16 protein-coding genes are annotated in these 19,020 nt (G+C 40.6%); 4 read left to right on the forward strand and 12 right to left on the reverse strand.

Translation table 11 applies throughout. The features are described from left to right. Positions 1-120: 120 nt before the first annotated feature. Complete coding sequence (locus Len3610_RS06775; protein WP_176447277.1) at positions 121-2,847, reverse strand: ATP-dependent DNA helicase; 2,727 nt, start codon at positions 2,845-2,847, stop codon at positions 121-123. Positions 2,848-3,525: 678 nt separating this feature from the next. On the opposite strand from Len3610_RS06775, the gene Len3610_RS06780 reads away from it, so the two are divergent. After that, a complete protein-coding gene (locus tag Len3610_RS06780) occupies positions 3,526-3,885 on the forward strand; it encodes a hypothetical protein (protein WP_176447278.1) in 360 nt (119 codons plus the stop codon). A 503-nt stretch (positions 3,886-4,388) separates the two neighbouring features. Beyond that, a complete protein-coding gene (locus tag Len3610_RS06785) occupies positions 4,389-5,327 on the forward strand; it encodes a thermonuclease family protein (protein ID WP_255259821.1) in 939 nt (312 codons plus the stop codon). 220 nt (positions 5,328-5,547) lie between these two features. Here Len3610_RS06785 and Len3610_RS21730 read toward each other — a convergent pair whose 3' ends face one another. The 10 genes from Len3610_RS21730 to Len3610_RS06830 form a co-directional block, all read right to left on the reverse strand. Then, a complete protein-coding gene (locus Len3610_RS21730) occupies positions 5,548-5,631 on the reverse strand; it encodes a putative holin-like toxin (protein ID WP_369693683.1) in 84 nt (27 codons plus the stop codon). A 161-nt stretch (positions 5,632-5,792) separates the two neighbouring features. Next, on the reverse strand, positions 5,793-7,235 hold the full coding sequence (locus Len3610_RS06790; RefSeq protein WP_176447279.1) for a VWA domain-containing protein: 1,443 nt from the start codon (positions 7,233-7,235) through the stop codon (positions 5,793-5,795). 78 nt (positions 7,236-7,313) lie between these two features. Next, entirely contained in the window at positions 7,314-8,438 is a 1,125-nt protein-coding gene (locus tag Len3610_RS06795; RefSeq protein WP_176447280.1) for an AAA family ATPase, read from the reverse strand. Between the two features lie 97 nt (positions 8,439-8,535). Then, positions 8,536-8,823 carry a hypothetical protein gene (locus tag Len3610_RS06800; RefSeq protein ID WP_176447281.1) on the reverse strand — a complete coding sequence of 96 codons (288 nt, stop codon included), beginning with the start codon at positions 8,821-8,823 and terminating at the stop codon, positions 8,536-8,538. Between the two features lie 20 nt (positions 8,824-8,843). Next, positions 8,844-9,026: a hypothetical protein gene (locus Len3610_RS06805; RefSeq protein WP_176447282.1), complete on the reverse strand. Its 183-nt coding sequence runs from the start codon at positions 9,024-9,026 to the stop codon at positions 8,844-8,846. Between the two features lie 96 nt (positions 9,027-9,122). Beyond that, positions 9,123-9,773, reverse strand: a complete 651-nt coding sequence (gene radC, locus Len3610_RS06810) for a RadC family protein (RefSeq protein WP_176447283.1) — start codon at positions 9,771-9,773, stop codon at positions 9,123-9,125. 116 nt (positions 9,774-9,889) lie between these two features. Continuing rightward, positions 9,890-10,261 carry a hypothetical protein gene (locus tag Len3610_RS06815; RefSeq protein WP_176447284.1) on the reverse strand — a complete coding sequence of 124 codons (372 nt, stop codon included), beginning with the start codon at positions 10,259-10,261 and terminating at the stop codon, positions 9,890-9,892. Then, complete coding sequence (locus Len3610_RS06820; protein WP_176447285.1) at positions 10,258-10,497, reverse strand: hypothetical protein; 240 nt, start codon at positions 10,495-10,497, stop codon at positions 10,258-10,260. Before Len3610_RS06820 ends, Len3610_RS06815 begins: the two co-directional genes overlap by 4 nt. 574 nt (positions 10,498-11,071) lie before the next feature. After that, positions 11,072-12,712, reverse strand: coding sequence for a M14 family metallopeptidase (locus Len3610_RS06825; RefSeq protein WP_176447286.1), 1,641 nt, complete (start codon positions 12,710-12,712; stop codon positions 11,072-11,074). A 126-nt stretch (positions 12,713-12,838) separates the two neighbouring features. Beyond that, positions 12,839-14,032, reverse strand: coding sequence for a M14 family zinc carboxypeptidase (locus tag Len3610_RS06830; RefSeq protein WP_176447287.1), 1,194 nt, complete (start codon positions 14,030-14,032; stop codon positions 12,839-12,841). Positions 14,033-14,192: 160 nt separating this feature from the next. Here Len3610_RS06830 and Len3610_RS06835 point away from each other — a divergent pair, with 160 nt between their 5' ends. Further along, positions 14,193-14,297, forward strand: coding sequence for a twin-arginine translocase TatA/TatE family subunit (locus Len3610_RS06835; protein WP_176449581.1), 105 nt, complete (start codon positions 14,193-14,195; stop codon positions 14,295-14,297). A 229-nt stretch (positions 14,298-14,526) separates the two neighbouring features. Here Len3610_RS06835 and Len3610_RS06840 read toward each other — a convergent pair whose 3' ends face one another. Further along, positions 14,527-17,067 carry a glycoside hydrolase family 84 protein gene (locus Len3610_RS06840; protein WP_176447288.1) on the reverse strand — a complete coding sequence of 847 codons (2,541 nt, stop codon included), beginning with the start codon at positions 17,065-17,067 and terminating at the stop codon, positions 14,527-14,529. 481 nt (positions 17,068-17,548) lie between these two features. Between Len3610_RS06840 and Len3610_RS06845 the strand changes: the two genes are divergently transcribed. After that, complete coding sequence (locus Len3610_RS06845) at positions 17,549-18,583, forward strand: DUF3231 family protein (protein ID WP_176447289.1); 1,035 nt, start codon at positions 17,549-17,551, stop codon at positions 18,581-18,583. Positions 18,584-19,020 lie beyond the last annotated feature (437 nt).

A 19,020-nucleotide genomic window follows, 5' to 3' on the forward strand; every position in this document is an offset into this window, starting at 1 on the left:
ACCGGTAATCAGATTTTCATTATTTTTTTATTACACCAATCTTGCCGTTAATTTTCTTAAAAGCCTTTTAAGTTGCTAAAAGGCTTTTTATTCTTTTCAATCAACTGTTCTCCAAACTCATCATTGGATGCCATTCTTCAACAACTGTATATCTTTGTTGATGTCTTTTGGCTTTATGCTTCTCAACACCTTTCGCTCGACCTCAGGTGTCCAGTAGATTTTGAGCTTATTTCTCGCACGGGTAATAGCCGTGTAGAAAATATTATGGTTTATAAGTTCGTCAATCTCATCTGTTATAACGATTTTAACAGAGTTGTACTCCAAGCCTTGTGCCTTGTGGATGGATACGGCATATGCAACTTGGAATGGAACTACCGATTTTGATGAACCATCATCATCTTCATCTGTGCTTTTAAGTTTGTTGACACAAAAACGTATTACAGAGTTACCGTTTTCTAAATTGTCCAAGAACTCAAAATCCTGACCAGCGGCATCTACGCCATTAATTGTAATACCCAGTTCGATATCAAACTGTATGCGTTCGGTGGGTTTTTCACTATCAAGAATTTCTATCCCCACTATTCGCCCTTTCATATTATTGTAAATCAGGGGCGTAAAGCGGTCGGATTCATTAAATAAAATTGGATCGTTAACCTTATATTGCTGAACTCCCCACAACACTGAAATGCTCGGATTGCTCTCTTGTAAAAAACGATTAATATTATTTATTCCGTACAGCCCGTCATAATTAAGGCAAAGAATTATTTCATCTGCTTCAGCTGGATCAAAAATTGAAACGTCCAACTTGTTGGAATAGCCTTCCTTTGTAATAAGTTCTAGGACGGTATCATCCATCTTACGTATTCTGTCCCATAGTGTAAGCAACCCCTGATTGTTGCTACGATAAGGCTTCGTCAATTCAAACACCGAGCTTTCGGGAACAAACGCACGAGCCACACTAAACCAGTTACCAAATCGAATAGAGTCTATTTGATATGAGTCCCCTACCAAAACCAACAACTTATATGTAGCTTTGGTAAGAATATCCCGCATATCACCATTGTTCACAGTACTGCACTCGTCTATTATTAGCAAGTCATAGTCAGTAATGATGCTTTGTCTTTTTATAAACTTGGTAACCGTTGAAAATGTGCAGTTGGAAGCTTTCACACGTCGTTTTAAATTATCCACAGCGGGGTTGGTCTGTGCTAAAAACAGCTTTTTCTTATCAGCGAAGAAATGTGCTATGTGGTTTATGAGCGTAGACTTTCCCGTGCCGGCCGATCCGTACATCAGAGCCACTCTTGAGTTTTCAAACATTTGAGTTAAAGCCTCTTTTTTCTCATTGCAGTCAACACCGTGGTTAGGTTCGCTCAACCATGCCTTTACTGAATTTGAATAGTTCTCAACTCCGCTTTTTGCTAGATCCTCAAGTTCGTCAATAATGAACCGGGTATCGTTTTTATAACCATTAATGAATATTTGACCAGATTCAATCACTAATTTACTGTTTTCAACATGGCCATGCCATAAAGTAGAGTTATAGATTTTTATAAGCGCTGGTATATCATCAAAACCCACAATATCCTTTATGGGCGTAAAAAGTTGTCCTTTGATTTCGGTATTGTTCCTAACCAGACGTGCAAGTATTTCATGCTGCCGTCCGTCGGCATTGATGCAAGCGAACAAATCAACCAGTCTGGGGTTATGTCCTAATGGCGAGGAATTAAAGGGCATCCTGTCGAACGGGAGACAACCGTTTTTCACAAAAAGCCAGGACAAATTATTGTTTGCAAGGCTTTGATGCTGATTCTTAATAATTTTGTTATTCATATTGTAAAGTAAATAACGTAGCAGATTTTTACCCGCGCTATTTGCATTCATTATCGCACGACAACGCTCTAAATCATTGAAGAACACAACTGCCTTAGATCGTTGTGTCGCTTGCTGTTTAATCTTTTGAAATTCCGCATCGGGAAAATCCACGAGTTCCGTTAGATTAAATCCGGTTGATGTTAAAAATTTTGCAATCCCCTGTTGTTCAGCATATCCTGTCTTAACGGCTGTTCCTCTAACCAGATTTGTGAAATTTTTAAACTCGCAATCTCGAATTGCTACTTCCCAACCTACGATAACGGTGATAGGCATAGTCTTGCCAAGAATTTCAATGCTGTCGTGGGTTAAGGAAAACTTGACAGCATAGTTGTCGGTTATTTCCAAACTTGTAAAGGCGATTACCCGGTTAAACTTGCTCGCATAATCATTGGCAGGTGTAAAAGTTACCTCATAGTAAACCCGTTGCCCGACAAAGAATGGCTTTACCTTTTGAATATAATATTTCTCAGATCTTCCAACGTTCTGTATATTATAGCGTTTTATTTTAGCGGCAATCTTCTCATAGTATTCCTGCAAGTTTGAATCCATGTTCAGCGGAAACTTGTCAAGGTTTTCAAGAACAGCAAGGGTGAATCTGTCATGCATGAGATTTTTGATTCTTAAAAGGTATTCATAATATTTTAGCATTAATCTCTCTGAGTTTTCTTCGTCAAGCGTATAGTGTGATGCTACAATTTGCAAATAATCATGAAATCGCCTCAGCACTTTTAAATTTCCCCGTGTTTTAACAAAGGCAATTGATTTACGAATATTATCATAGGTGTTTTCTATGTCTTCACCGTTAGCGTAGAACTTCAGCATTATATGCTCAACAAAGTTACGCAGTTGAGACAGGATGTCCTGCGAAACTACCCCTCTTGGCGAAGTGGCAAGGCTGTCTATGTGACGACAAATAACCTTGTTTATATTAAGAATCTGTGAGTCTATTCGTAAAAGTGTTATATTAGACATTTTGCACCTCCAATAAAGTCACTACCATTTCATCTTTAGTACATACAGAATTCAGAGATAATTTTACAGCTTAACTAACACTCTGTTTTTCCTTTTTATACATACTTCAACAAAATTTGTTAAAATCCTCCTAAATAGTTTAATTCATTATACGGAATAGGATTTAAATAATTAGCCGTTTCCGGAAAAATAATGGTTGTGTTTATATTTATAGTATTTAACCTATAGTGGGCAAATATTTTTCTTTGAAAGCACTTCATATTGTGGCGTTAAATTAAAATCTTTCATGTACTCAATTCACAAGATTCTCTTAGCCAATTTATCATTCAGTTCTTTATGCCCCCCTAATGTAGGTTTGACTTTCCTTCTTTTGCTTTTAGCTTTTTTTAATTCTTCCATACAAGAGACTAAAGGGGTTATGAGATTTGCAAAACATTTGTTTGTAGCGATTTATTTATTAGCATTCATGGTCATAGGTAACTTTGAATTAGAAATATGTTTACCAAAATATTCCGAGAAGTCAAAAATTATAAAATGAAAAGATAACAGTCAAAAATCCTATACCGAGTATTGAATGGTGTTTTCTCAAACACCAAAACTTTCGTAGTAGCTATTACAATGAAAATCACCTCTCACCAAGATCTGACAAATATGCTATAATTTAGCCGGGTGATAAATATGTTACAGATAATTGGAACAACAACCTTATATTTTAAAACCGATAAATTTTCCATGAACCTGGTTCAATCTCGATTAAATGATACATTTGAAAAATTTGATGTGCTGGAGCATGACATCTATAACGATAATCACAAACTGCAGATAAAATTTATTATGAATATGCACGAAAGCCCTAATTGCAGGGACTTTAACGACTACATAACCTATGTATTGCCGGAAATCAAGAGCCACTTTCCATGGGACATCAAATTTCGTCCTTTAATCGTTCATAATATCACAAAATCATACCAACCTCTCCAGCCACTGAACAAGCATATGACTACATTTATCAATAAAAAGCTTAACAAAGGTGATTGATTTTATATCGTTGTCCACATCTTTGGTGATGGCTTACCTATCAATCGACGCCTAAAAGTTGCCAGGCGTGCTTTCAATCCCTTTTTCTACCCTTACACCCGGCAACCTATATTCTACTGATAGGGCTTTAAACCCTGTTCGCTTTTTCGTATTCTGCTGACGCCCAGTGAAAAGCCCATTTCCAGCTTTTAAAACCTCCCCACATGATTTTCCGTCGAGGTCCTGTATGACACTTTTATTGTGTGTTGTTGTTGATAGTTGAAAGATTAGTTCTTCATGAGTACCTAATGGTTGCAGGTAGCCGTCATCTTACATATTCCGAGATATTAACATTCAGCATTCTTCAAGATTCTCATATTACGTTTGTAAGCTATTGACTATTCCTTCATATAGAAACATTGAGATCTTCAAGGTGAAATGTTGCCAGAATGGTTAACAAATGACAAATATTGGATTAATATAAAGATACACTATCTTAAGGGCGTTGGGGGGTTAACTTTCAATTGACGAAACAGGTTAAAATCGGCACTAGAAAAATTTTACCGGTTCTCATTATTATGCTCTTTAGTTTTGGTATAGCGGGGTGTGCCGATGACAGCTCTCAGTCAGCGAATGGTACGCAGCAGGGAGAACAAACACACCAAAGCGAGGAAGAAACGACAGAGAAAATTGAGGAAACAAAACAAGATGAAGAAAAGACCAACCAGGATGATACAAACACGGCCGAAGCCGATCATTCTGAGTCTGACACCTCCACGTCACAGCAAAATAATGCGCCATCGGACGCTGAAAAAGCAACCATTTCCCGGGTTGTCGACGGAGATACAATCGAAGTGAACTACAATGGTTCAACTGAAGACGTGCGTTTGCTGTTGGTGGACACACCGGAGACCGTACATCCTTCCAAGCCCGTCCAGCCATTTGGACCTGAGGCTTCTGAATTTGCAAAAGAGACATTAACACCCGGCGAAAGCGTCAAAATTGAATTTGACGGTCCTAAACGGGATCATTATGATCGCTTGTTAGGCTACATTTGGGACGATGGTCAGAATTTCAACAAACAGTTGTTGAGAAAGGGATTAGCCCGATATGCATATGTTTATGACCCGCCGTATACCCATCAAGAAGCTTTTCAACAAGCAGAGGCGAATGCACGCAATAACAATATCGGCATATGGAGTATCGAAGGCTATGTCACATCAGATGGATTTGCCTCTCAATCGAGTGAACATGAGGACAGTGGCTCATCAGATTCTTCCAATTCCGCTGATTCCTCACTCGTATCAGGCTATGACCCAAATGGACCCGATCGGGATTGCAGTGACTTTGAAACACAGCAGTCTGCACAGGCATTTTTTGAAGCTGCCGGCGGACCTGAAGCGGATCCGCATCGGCTGGATGGAAATGATAATGACGGGCAGGTATGTGAATCATTGCCATAAAACACACTAGTCTAAGATTAAGTGATTAAATTAAAGATTCAATGTTTAACAAATCGCAAAATTAAGGTATACTATAATTAGAAAGACATACAATAAAAAAGACCGAGTGGTGCTGGTAACACCAAACGGTCCAATGTGTGCAATAGCCCTTCAAGGGGGCAGCTCACATTGATCGGTGAAAAGTAACACACCTTAAATGCTTGCTAGGCTGACAGGGTGGTTACTTTTTTTCGTGAAACGACAATACAGCAACGATTAATGAACTAAATGAAATAGCTACGATTATTGTTTCGAATACTGTCATTCTCTCACCCCCTTTCTATCCAAGAAGGGAGTGAGCTACCACCCATGAAAGCCTTATCACACTATCATGATTATATCAAAAATTATTTATTTTGTGGGCTTTCTGATTGAATTGAGTATAAAAATAGACCCCGGTACCATCCCGGCGTCTATTTTTCTCTGCTAAATTTCAAACGCTTTAAAACTTCTTTTGTCATTAAAATCGCTTATCTCCACAACTTTATCGGAAAATGTCTCCACATGCCTGTTTGTTCCAATCAAAAGCGACAGAACATGAAAACCGTGTTTCTGTTTCTGTTCTTGGAAAAAATCCAGAAAGTTATCTGAAACACGTGCTTCGCCATCCGTTACAAACACTATATCAGCTCTCTTAAACCTGGTTTGTTGAATCACTTCTACTCCTTTCCGCAATGCTGATTCAAAATTTGTTCCGCCGCCTATAAAGTACTGGCAAAGTTCTACCATATCCTCGCTCTTTAGTTTTCCTTCTTTATAGAGATACTTATAAGCACTGCCTGAAAATGGGATGAATGCAAAATCGCGCTTCTCTCTTTTTGCAATACTCATCAGAGCTAACGTAAATCCTTTGGCTTGTGTATCCAACGATGCCATGCTGCCTGATTGATCCAAGCATAGAACAATCGGCCCCTGCCCTAATGCATCTTTTCCGGCAGTGTCGTGCTGTCGAATGCGTTGCTGTGCAAACCGCCGTAAAAATTCTGTTCTGGTTGTTTCGTTCTTATATAAAGCAAGTTCAGCAGGCAATAAACGGGCCGGGTCATTACCGCGTGTCACACCTCGCCGGCTGGTTGCCTGATGATGTTTCGATTTCTGCTTCTTCCGGGCAATCAGCTTGAAGCGTCCTGCCCATTCAGCTATCTGTTGCAGGCGCGCATCATCTGTTAACTGCTCGGCCAATGCCAATTGGTCACGAAGCGGTACTTTTTTTAACTCAGCTTCCCCGCTTCCAGCTTTGGTACCGCCCATAAGGGTCTTCAGATTCTGTTTGGACGCCTGTGTCGCTTCTAGAGCCTGCTCCATTGCCTCGTCAAACCCGTTATTACGCGGATTAAGCGCCTGTTCGATCACTTCCTGTAACTCCTCTGTTCGATGCTGTAATTCTTCCTGAAGGTTTTGATTTTCGTTTCCAGCCCCGTATTCCTGACGCTGCCGTTCAAATTGACGCTGCATGGCATTCAATTCCTGCATTTGCTCGTCCAACGAATCATCATGCTCTCTTTGCTGCTTAAGCCATTCATGCGTTTTCTTCCCGAATTGAACCGTGCCAATTGCTGAGGCTAAGTCATCCAAGCGTGTAGTCTCCCGGTAGCGTTCAAAATTTTCATCATCCATGATGCGCTTCATGAATGCATGATTTGTTTGAAAAGCCTTTGGGACGTCCTCACGTTCTTTCAATTCAGGTTTCATTTTATACAAGGACCCCCAGATATCATTCAGCAACGATCCGTACGTTGGAAATGGGGCTTCAAATTCATTTAAATTCTGTAAACCCTGTGATAGATCATATAACTTCTGAAACCGTCGTTTATCGAACTTGTCATTATTGATTACCGACGCTTGCTTACGCCATGTTTGTTCATTCATGTTATCATCTCCTTTTTAAAAAAAGGTGAAATGCCAAAGCCTGCGCTTCAACACGTCACCTTTTCGAATGATGTCATTTTATGACTCAATCGGTTCCAGTACCGAATTGGTCAGCTCTTCCAAGTCCTGTTTTAACGTCTCATGAACTGTATTCAATTCATTTTCCCGCTCAGGGTACTTTGTTTTTAAATCGGTTAACTCCTGAGCGAGTGATTTAATTTTTTGTGTCGCTTCCAAAACATTGTCGGTTGAATGCCCTTTAGCAACACCGTCCATAATATCCTGTGCATCTTCCAGGATGATCTCCAGTGTATGACTGACCGGGTCCTGTGCATGATGCCGGATAATATCGGTGACCTGCTGCCGCTGATCGACATTCTCCCAGAGCACATGCGCCAGAAATAAAATGTCTCTCTTGTCAACGATATGCCGTTGTTCAATCAACGCTTTGGCCTGCAGGACGGCATAAGACTTCTGCAGCCTTCTGTCTGACGGCTGGATGCCCTCATCCCGAAGGTCTTCCCAGATATCTGCCAGTGTTTCATAGATATCAGCCGGAATTTCCACCATTTCACGAATGAACTGCAGATTTTCCAGTTCATCCAGAGAGATGCGGGGCATTACCTGTTCCTCGTCCGTTCCTTTCATCATGGCTATCAGGTTCTGACGGTCCTTAATAGCATCCACTTCAAACCGTAATAAAAATCGGTCGAATAACGCTTCAAGTCCTTCGTCCTCCTCAGGATATTCATTGCTTGCCCCGACAAGGGTCATCAGCGGCATTGCCATTTCCTCGGTCCCATTTTCAAAAATCCGTTCATTAATCGATTTGAGCAATGCGTTTAAAATCTCTGAACTTCCTTTAAAAATTTCATCGAGAAACACCAAATGCGCTTCGGCCATTTTGGCTGTGGTATTATGCCTGTAAATGCCCTGTTCCATATCTTTCAACATGATACCGCCGAACACTTCATCCGGTGTGGTATATTTCGTCAGCAACCACTGGAAGTAGTTCGAGCCGTCGATGATACCGGCCAGTTCATTTGACAAGGCACTTTTGGCCGTTCCCGGCGGGCCAACCATGAGCATATGCTCCTGCGCCAATAAAGCCACAAGCATTCCTTCGACCTGTGTTTCCCGTTCTAAATATTTCGCGTTTAATGCATTTTGAATTGCCTTTAATTTTTCGAGATTGTTTCCCATGTTCAATCATCCTTTCTCGCTTGAAAAAAATAAATCGCACGTTCTCTTATCGTAGAACCCATAAGAAAACGTGCGTTTATCCCGTCATTAACCTTTTTTAATATTCACTCGGCAGCATCGCCACACATGTGACGTCGGAATCAATGGACTCAAAGATAAACCAAATCGTCTCCGGTATTGGCACAAAAAGCTTATCCAGAATGTGGTCATTCCCGTCTGTCACAAGGGTTGTCTGCATTTGTTTATGAAAAGCAATGAATTCGCTTTTAGCTGCATATCGGACCGCTGTTTCGATCAAGACGTGCATATCGTCCCGGTGAATCCGGTTTTCCTGTATATAGGCTTCCACACCGGGCGTCACGGCCATTAAAAAGCTTTTGACCATAGGTTTTTCCTCCTTCGTTTTTAGCCAGCATCAACGTGCACGCGTTTGTATTGCTGCATAATGGCCTCGAAATGATCATCCGCCCAATCTTCGAAACAGCCGTCGTCGCAGAAAAAGACTTCTGATTGCTCATCGAAAAGGGCGTCATCACGACTCAAAAACCCTTGGCAACTCTCACACTTGACCTTTTCATGCATGAACATGATCGTCACTCCTTTATTAGCGTTAAAATCAAAAAAAGACATGCCGGATGGCTAAACACCTTCCAGCATGTCTTTTAAGTACCGTTCCAAATTTATTTAGAGATATCCCTTCTCTTTCATACTCACGTACCGGCCATCTCCAATGACAACATGGTCTAACAGTTCAATGCCAATCATTTTACCCGACTCCGCCAATCGTCTGGTGATGTGGACATCCTCCTGTGACGGCTTTGGTGAGCCGCTCGGATGATTATGTGCCACAATTACCGATGCAGCAGAGTATTTGACCGCTTCACGATAGAGCTCCCGCGGATGGACAATTGAAGCATTCAAACTGCCGATAAACAATGTTATTTTATGCATGATTTCATTCTTTGTATTCAACAAAAGCGTCACGAAATGTTCCTGATTCAACTGCCCCATGTCACAATTGAGATAATCCGCCACATCTTCCGGTGAACGGATAACGGTCCGCCGTTCTTTTTTGCTCTGCATCGACCGCTTGCCCAAAAGCATAGACGCATGGAGCGTTACCGCCTGATTACGGGTCAGCCCTTCAGCTTCAAGTTCCTTAACGGTCATCTCAGCCAGGGAACGCAGGGAATATACGCTTAGTTTTTCCACTGTTTCCCTTTTGGCAAATGGGCCAAGGACGACTGACAGCATATCATAGGTGCTGATCAAACCGTGTTCGCCAATTGAATCATATTCCGTCACAGCTTCTCTCGCCTTTTCAATCACGCTCATGTCTATCTCCTTTCCACGCAAGACAGGAACCAGATGGCACCTGTCTTGCATGCCATCTGATTATCTGCCTTGATGGAAGGCTTATTTTTAGTTATACTGTCTCTAACAAATACTTTTTAGTTTTTACGTGACGTAAACCTTTGCGTCACTTTTTTTGTGCCCAATTGGGAAAGCCGTTGTTCCTCCCAGCCCAACTTGTTGAGGGTGGCTTTGGAAATCGTCAGCATCTCCCACGGGTCAATCCCTTCCATGGCCATTTCGCCTGCCAGTTCCTTCAAGTGGTTCCGGTCAAATTTCCATGAAACAGATTGATAGAAGTCCCAGACTTCGTCACCCGTATCAACTCGTCCATGTGTTTTCACATAGGTCTTTAAGTCATCCTTCATCTGTTTTAACGCTGCTTCCAAACGGTTGATTTCATTCGCAAGCTGAACAGCTTCTTCATGTGATTGAAGCTCCTGTTCCTGAAGTTCCGTTACGGCACTCATTTAACACCAGCTCCTTTTCGTAAGTTTTGAAATGAACCAATCCCGCGGAATTCCACTTCCCTCGTTGAGATCATGAGAAAGATTTGATAAGCCTCTTTGATACTCAATTTCCTCATCTCGCTTTGGCTGGATAAGTGGAAGAACTGTTTCCCTTTCCGCACCAAAAACTGGTTCTTGGCTCCATCAGCATAAGCGATGAATACCCTCTTCTGCTTTTTGAACGATGCATGTGCCATGCAGCTCCCTCCTATAAAATATTTTTATAATAAAAAAAGCCGACCAACCCCCTCAGGGATTAATCGACCTTTTTATTAGCATGAAAAAAGCATTGCCAACAGCAATACTATTTTTAACACGATTCACTTGAGTTTAATCACACAACATGTGCTTTTTAAACGTTAAACACGTCAACCTAACCTTTCCAAAAACAGACATTCAGAATGCAAAGGTAAGCAAACACTTTTTGCCGAATCTCCTTCTCAATTGAAGGTATAGCGACCTTTAACCAAATTGCTAACAGAAACACTTAAAATTTATAGTTTCAGCATACTTGAATTTTCAGATAATGTCAAATGAATCCAGGTTAAGAATTATTTTAAATAAAATAGGCACAGTTTCGCCCCCAGAGAAAATAAAATCATGCTTTTTTTAGAAATGTTCCAAACACCTGCCTTTTTTTATCCAGTATACTTGGCAGAATTAAGGCATCCAACCATAGGCTTCTCATACTATGATTGGATGCTTTTTTTCTAAATGGACACATCATTTGGTTACCTTAAGGATCAATGCTCTATTTCATATGGATGTTGATCAGTTAGGTTCTACAGGCAACGCTCTTTGCTGCATAAAGCGGTAAATAGGCAAAGTTTCCCCAACTTCACTTGGAATATAGTCCCATGTTACAAAACTGGCTGGGGATTCCGGCTCGAGCGTGACAGGAAGTTTGTTAGCCGTTGGTTGAGCCATGGAATAAACATAACTTCCCTCTGGTAAATCTACTTCTTTCGATATAACCTCGGTTTCAACATGAGATTGATGAACTCCCTCAAATTCCCTTTCGTCCACTTCTTTATCTGTGACCGTATAGGTTTCCATTTCAAGTTTCAAAGGCATTTTTGTTTTTGCAACATCTATGCCCATCAATTCAAATTTCTCCGCCAGCTCATCGTACTCCGGTGGCATAATATACTTAGTCGGACGTACTCTTTCCAGGGTTGGTATAGCTTCTGTTGAGCTCAAATACACAACATTAAGGTCTGCAGCATCTCCTGTAGCAATATCAGTGACTGTGAAATCCTGGTCATCCATCTGCTTCCTTTTCATCGTTACTGCAATCTTATCATCATTGTCTTTTTTTCTTCCTTTTTTCACAGTCTCCTTTCGCGCATTTTCCACCACTTTTTTAACCATTTTTGGATTTTTTGCTGTTGTTTCCAAAATACTCATTTGTGCCGTTACTGCCGATGCAACACGTCTTTCAAATGATTCTCTGCCGATTCCAATACCTCTTGTTTCAGTTATAAATGAAATGGCAGGCTGCAGGCCTAAATTACTCGGCCCTCTATCCGCACCGTAAGTAGGTTCGTTTATGATAAGCTGCCCGTCCTTATTACGTCCTGCAACCGTGTAATAGGTATCATTGGAAAAACCACGCTCTGTCAATTTCTCGCTGGCATTCGAGATGAAGAGATCAAATGACATGTCTCGAATTTGATCGGGTATGCCGAGATTTCTGCCTGATTGTAATAAAATATCATGATACGCAAGCGACCCCTGTTCTCCAATATCTTTGAAAAGTTGGCTATTGTGCTTTATCCCATATTCGTGTCCTACAATCGATACCTCAGGTTGTATGTCGTTAAATGCCTTATGAATTGCCTGCGTTTCCGGAGATTCCAATTTAGTATGGTCACGGTTGAGATCTAATCCGATTACGTTTTCCCTCTGAAAATGGTAGGAACCATCGACATTGACCCTCGGCACAATAATAACGTTAATTTTTTCGAGAAGCTTTTGGCCATATTCATTCGCTAATTTATTGGCCATGACTAACGCCGTCTCACCAGAAGCTGGTTCATTACCGTGAATTTGGCTATGTATCCAAACTGTTGGCTTTTGATTCGGGTTATTTCCTTTTTTAAACGCAAGCATTGGGATTTCTCTTCCTTCAATTGATTCTCCAATGATCGTCATTTCTATGAAACTATTTTCTTCTTCCAATTCACGAACAAAATCCATCATTTGTTCCTGGGATGTAAAACTTCTTCCGTCAGTGGTAAAAGCCGGTGTACCAAAGTCGGCATCCGGATTAGGGTAAAGCTCTAACACCTGTTCAGGCTGGGAGTAATCTTTTCCGTAATATGGCTCAGATGAAGCGGCAACGGGAATCGATAAAAAAACAGCAAGTAAGACTGAGCTAGTAATAAATAATAATCTCCTAAACTTAACCACAAGAAAAACCCCTTTCTAATGAATAACAATTATGTAAAACATCCCGTTTCACTTTAAAAGTGGTGCGGGATGTTTTCTTTATATGCTCTTTTATATAACTTTTAGAGGCGGACCATAACCTCTCATTCACCTGTCTGTTAAAGGTATATCGTCATATCGATCGGCATCCAGCTCTTGAACTTTACCTGTTGCAACACCATCTAATATGCCGAGAACTCCTGTCTCGACTGCCCTTCTCAGTTGCCCCATTCTCTTTTGGCCAAAGTCTTGTGTTTGGCCGGTAATTTCAAATAAAACAGATCCGCTGCCATTTAGCGCAAATGAGCCAAGTGCTGTCCCCGGTAAATCCAAATCTTGAGGGTATAATGAAATATTCCCAAATGGCGAATTGCCCATTTGCTGTACCGCGTCATAAGCTGCCAAGTTTAACTGCTTGGCGTATTCGACATTGTATTGATCAGCATATTCACTATATTTTTGTCCCTCTTCAGTGTCTGGATGTGGTACGAACACACCGGACAATGAGAATGTAACCGGGTCCCCCGTTCCTTCGATGACATAATCTCCCTGATGGTGCAAGTCAATAAAAACATCTACGGTGCCAAATTGATTCTGCAAGTCTTTATAAACATCGCGCACTGTCTGTGCTTCAGGTGTAATATACCACCCCGGTTCGGAAGATGAACCTGGAAAATCATCCGGCTGTGGTGTGTAATTCAAGTCAGGATTAAAGTCCCGATTCATATCAAATCCCGGGTTGGATGCATAATCCCAATATTGGTTTTTATAGGTGTAATAATTCCATGATGGTTCAGCCTCTTCCAACTGCGGAAATGCGGTTGTCACTTCATCCCATGTCATTTCAGTTCCGCGACGATTCAATTCTGTTGCATCCGGGTTAATCATAGGCATAGCAACAATCGTTAATTCTTCCCTAAGCTGTCGCATTTCAGGTGAATTATTCGATCCGATTTTTTTAATCATCTCCAACAGAGCTTTTGTGCCCACTTTCTCATTGCCATGAATTTCGCTTTGGATTAACACAACCTTATCCCCGGAACCAATCGTTGCCTTATGAATTTCACGACCTTGATTTGAATAACCGGCCACTTCCACCTCGACATTTCCTTGGCTGGTCCTCTCAACCCGATTTAACTCCCTGGTTAATTCATCATGACTAATAAAACCCGATACGGGCGGCTTATTCATGGTGACAGGATTTGACTCAGCCTTAACCGGGGCATCATACGCTGGTACAAGCAACCCTGCACTTAGCAGCACAGCACTGCAGGACAGTGCTAGCTTCTTCCTTTTCCTCATACAAAAATCCCTCCATTTGTCTAAACTCCCATAATTACTTCTATTCAGAAGAATTGAATTCCTTCCAAATACTGTAAAATGAATCTAAAGTACTTGTTTCAAGTAACCTCAGAGGACATTTGAAGCAGTAAATCCTAATTATTGTATCGGCATTTAATATATTGGAGCTAAGAAGTTGCCAAAAATAGGCAGCGCTGCCGGCCAAACACTTCGAGAATTCAAGAATTCAACCAGTGACATTTTGGAGGATGATAAACCCCACTGATACGGAGGATAAGAGCTCACGAAATAAAATGAATGATTCATAGTAAGAACTTTTCTCTTATGTGGCTTTGATATACTCAAGTATTTTACAAACTTAATAAAAATTCACTGCGTTAAAGATTTAAGAGGAAATGTGACGTAGTTATCACATTTCCTCTTATCCTTATTATAAGGTGGACCTATATAGTCAATAACACCCGTTTTTTGGTTATACAAAAACACAGAAGGTTTTACTTAATAATCAGCACAATACCATCTTCAATTTGAATGGTTCTCCCCAGCAATGCGTAATCACGTAACCAATCATTTGCATGAATGCTCAATACATAACCGTTGTCAGGAATGGCGGAATCGTTTCCACCTCTTTTTGAGACAGTGTTATCAGCAACAACCACTTCATAGCCCCACTGATTCGATCCGGTAGAGTCACCATGATCCGGGGTATATTGAATCAATTCCCCAGCACCACGGTAGGTGTTGACACCATCCAGTTCACGGTACTCAATAACATTGAGATTGTCCCACATGCTGTCAATTAGAAACGGTTTAATAACCTGTTCGCCTACCATTTGTGGCTGCTTATAAGCTTGTACCATGAGTTCTTTTAATTGGGACTGGTGCATTGCTGCTTCATCCGATTCATTATTTTTCTTGGCCATTAAATAGGCAACCGCAACTTCGCCAGCTTCACCGTAAATATCCAAATTGTTTAAATATGGCTCAGCCGCTTCAATAAACGCTTCATTCTCAATCGTTTCACGAGCGTTTTCAGAGACTGCTTGCAAATTTTCAAAGGAAGCGGTGAGTTTCTCTGCAGCCTGATTATTCTCACTGTCATCATAATGCTCCCAGAATGTATCAATTTGCGGTTGTAATGACAAATGTAATGGTGGCAACATTAACACACTTTTGATCAAAAAAGGCTTAATGACTCCTTCGCCCATCTTTTGTGGAATTTTTTCGGACTCATTAAAGATTGTGATAAGCTCTTCTCTATACTGATTAGCCTTATCTGACTTACCGCCTTTTTGTGCCATTAAGTAGTTAACGGCTGCTTCACCGGCTTTACCGTATGACTCCAATTTTTCCATGTAAGGTTCCGTTTCTACTAGAAATTTTTTATTACTCAGTTCCTGTTGTAGCTCGTATGGAACATCCTGCAAATTCTTAAATTCAGCTTTTAATGTGTTCGCTTCATCTTCAGCATCGCCGGATACAATTGCTTCCCAAAAATCTTCAATTAATGGGGTTAACGTCAACGATTCTTTTTCGTTTAGCGGAGAGGAATATGAATTTTCAGCAAATTTTTTCAGTGTATCTGCAGCATCTCCTCCAAATGCCTGAATACTGTGTTCCCATGATTGTTGCGGATCGTAATCAGCAGGATTCCATGTATAATCAGCAATGGTATACAAAGGAATCTTTGAAGCTTCCGCCTCGTTCATCGGATTGGAAGTCAACCCTATAACGCCGTGTTCCGTTAGATCAGCGTCTCGATTAACCAGCGGACCGAGAAACAGACTATTGCGGTCAAAATCGTTTACAGGATAATTATCCCACAGCAACAAGTCGTGTTGAAAAATCTCCCAAACTTTTTTCGTTCCTTCTGATGTAATTTCTTCAGAAACAACTTTAGGTCCTGTCCACATAACAACGGTGTCACCATCCAGACTATCAGCAAACTCCTCACGGTAATCGGTTGTGCCATTGCCGGAGTAATCCGTCGGAACTGTTATTAATCGTTCTGCACCATCATGAGTCTGAATAAATTCCTCTGAGAACCGATTCAATAGATAGGCATGTGCTGCGGCTGTCGGGGTCTCTTGACTTCCAAATTTTTTCCGGTCTTCTTCACAATGCAAATTCTTACTGATATCATCCAGAAAAATAGCATATGACCGTACGCCCAAATCCCACACTTGCTCCATCTTCTGCTTAAGCAACTCAAAATCTTCATCTCCTGAATAACAAATCGACTGACCAGGTGATATCGAGAAAGTAAAGTTTACATGATTGTCCTCCGCTTCCTCTACCAGCTTCTGTATCCTGGTTAATTCTTCTTCAGGATACGGCTCCCGCCAATTCTCTCGATGATAAGGGTCATCTTTAGGAGCATAAATATATGTGTTCATCTTATTTTCACCATAAAACGCCAGTTGGTTCAACCTGTCCTCATGGGTCCATGGCGGACCATAGAACCCTTCAATCGACCCGCGGATCGGCATTTCCGGCCAATCACGTATGTTCACTTGTGGTACCCAGTCCCTGCCTGGTCGTTCTTCGATTAGCTGACTAAAAGTTTTCGCGGCATAATACGTGCCTGTCGCATCTTTTCCAGCAAGAACAACTTGTTTGTGTTTCTTTTGAGATGAAATAACATACCCTTCATCTTCCAATGTTTCTGGACTTTGGCTTCCATGCTCCTCCAAAGCATTTGCTACATCCCCATTAAAAGAAGGAGACCCTATAAATATAATCATCGATGCATTCACTTTTTCGTCTGGTTTCTTTTGAATGATCTTTTTCACATCGGCTTCCTTCAGAACCCTGATGACTTCATCGACTGCTTTCTCATCCGTCTCTTCTCCAGAAACAATGCCAACTTTTGGTGGCAAAGGGAAACCTTTACTTGTTTTGTCAATCTCCTGAGGTTTAGGATTTATGTTAAGTTCCCCTTCTACCGACGCTGACGCTTTGTCCATGTTACTCATGACTGGCACGCAAAGCAATAATATGGAAGTCAGCATCAAAACCCTTTTCCAATAACTCACAAAGTAACGCCTCCTTTATTATATTCATGCATAACTCAACTTAGGCTATATGTTATCTACAAAAAAAGCATAGTGATACACGGAAAAATCCCTTCAATCTATCACCATGCCTGATTAAATCAGTCACATATGCCCTCTATTGAGTTGATAAATAAATAGTAACATTTAAAAAAATTAGAATATATATGAAGGAAATACTAATTCTCTAATAACACTTTAGGTATATTGGCACATTTCAGTGTTTATGATTTACTGACTTATTGCAGCTTTTTTTGAACCCTTTATTCAGCATCTGATTTCCCTAACTACCATGTAATTTTTCCTTTGATATTTTAACAACGCGACCTTGAATTGAGAATAGTCAATATAATCGGAGGTTATAGCTCTGCTTAACTTATCCTATTAAGACTATCCCCCTATTCATAAAGATCACTTTAAAGTAAATACTAAACCTACCTTAACTATATTGGGAGGTTACACAATGAGTGAAGAGAATATTTACCTGACATCTGCAGAAATTGGTTCACTCTGGACGTGTTATATGCAGGATAGTATGTCCATAAATATCTTGAATTTTATGCTAAAACATATTAAAGACGCGGATATAAAACCCAGTATTCAGTATGCTTACGACCTTTCATCGGATCACCTAAAACAGTTGCGGACTATCTTTGAAAAGGACCAATATACCGAACCGAACGGCTTTACAGAACAAGACGTCCATATGGATGCTCCGTGGCTGTTTACAGATACATTTTGTTTAACCTATGTCAATCACATGGCTAAAGTCGGGATGATAGCTTACAGCGGCTTTCTCTCCATGAGTGCCAGAAAAGATATACGAGATTATTTTACGCAAGCCCTAAACGATACTGCTGAACTGTATAACCAGGCCAGTGAAATTGCTCTTACGAAAGGAATTAATGCCAGGCATCCGTATATTGAAGTTCCTAAAACAGCAGATTATGTCGACAGCAAGGAATATTTAAGCGGTTTAAACCCCTTTCGCAACCATCGACCACTAAACGCCGTTGAAATTTCCCATTTATACATGAACGTTCTGACCAATACAATCGGCGCCAAATTATGTATTGCGTTTGCTCAAACATCACCCTCCAAAGACGTCCAAGATTTTATGCTGCGGGGAAAAGAAATTTCCCAAAAACATATTAGGATTTTTACTGATACGCTTTTAAAAGATGATATTGAAACACCACAGGTACCCGATGTAGCTGTAAGTGACTCAACAACCCAAACTTTCTCGGATAGAATATTGATGTATCATATGTCATTGTTAAGTGCATCAGGATTCGGAAACTATGCTACTGCTGCGGCTGCCAGCCAACGAAGCGATTTAATGATTAATTATGAGAGGCTATCACTAGAAATTTCCCGGCTTGCTAAAAGCGGAGCCGATATCATGATTAAACATGAATGGTTGGAACAACCGCCCGGCATAAGAGATCGTGTAAGCTTAGCGAAGAACAAACAAAATCAGCAAAGTACAAACGAATGATTTATAAAATAATTATAAAACAAGGCCAACCAGTCATCGCACTGGATGGCCTGTATTAGATAGGTTATATGCTTGAGGTAGTCGGGGCTTTTCCGGAAGCAGAGAATAAGAAGATGAACCTTGAGTCTTGTTGTTTATATGTTCAGGGTAAACCGGTTAAACAGCTGTTATAGTATTTTAAGAACCTCCTCAAATTTTTATAGCATCTCGAAACCAGTAATCTTCTGTGTCTTTAAATAAATAAGTCACCTGTTTTGTATTCGTATCGTAGAAAAATATAGCGTAATCCCCTCTGTTATCGTAAATTTGTAACCCATATGGAAGAGAAGGATAGCGGCTAATAACGATATCTTCTATGTCAACTAGCTCCCTGATACAACGAAAAACCTCATCATAGGGCAACTTAACCTCACCTCCAATCAATCTGTTTATTTTTC

This window comes from Lentibacillus sp. CBA3610 (genome assembly GCF_013373365.1).
Classification (GTDB): domain Bacteria; phylum Bacillota; class Bacilli; order Bacillales; family Amphibacillaceae; genus Lentibacillus.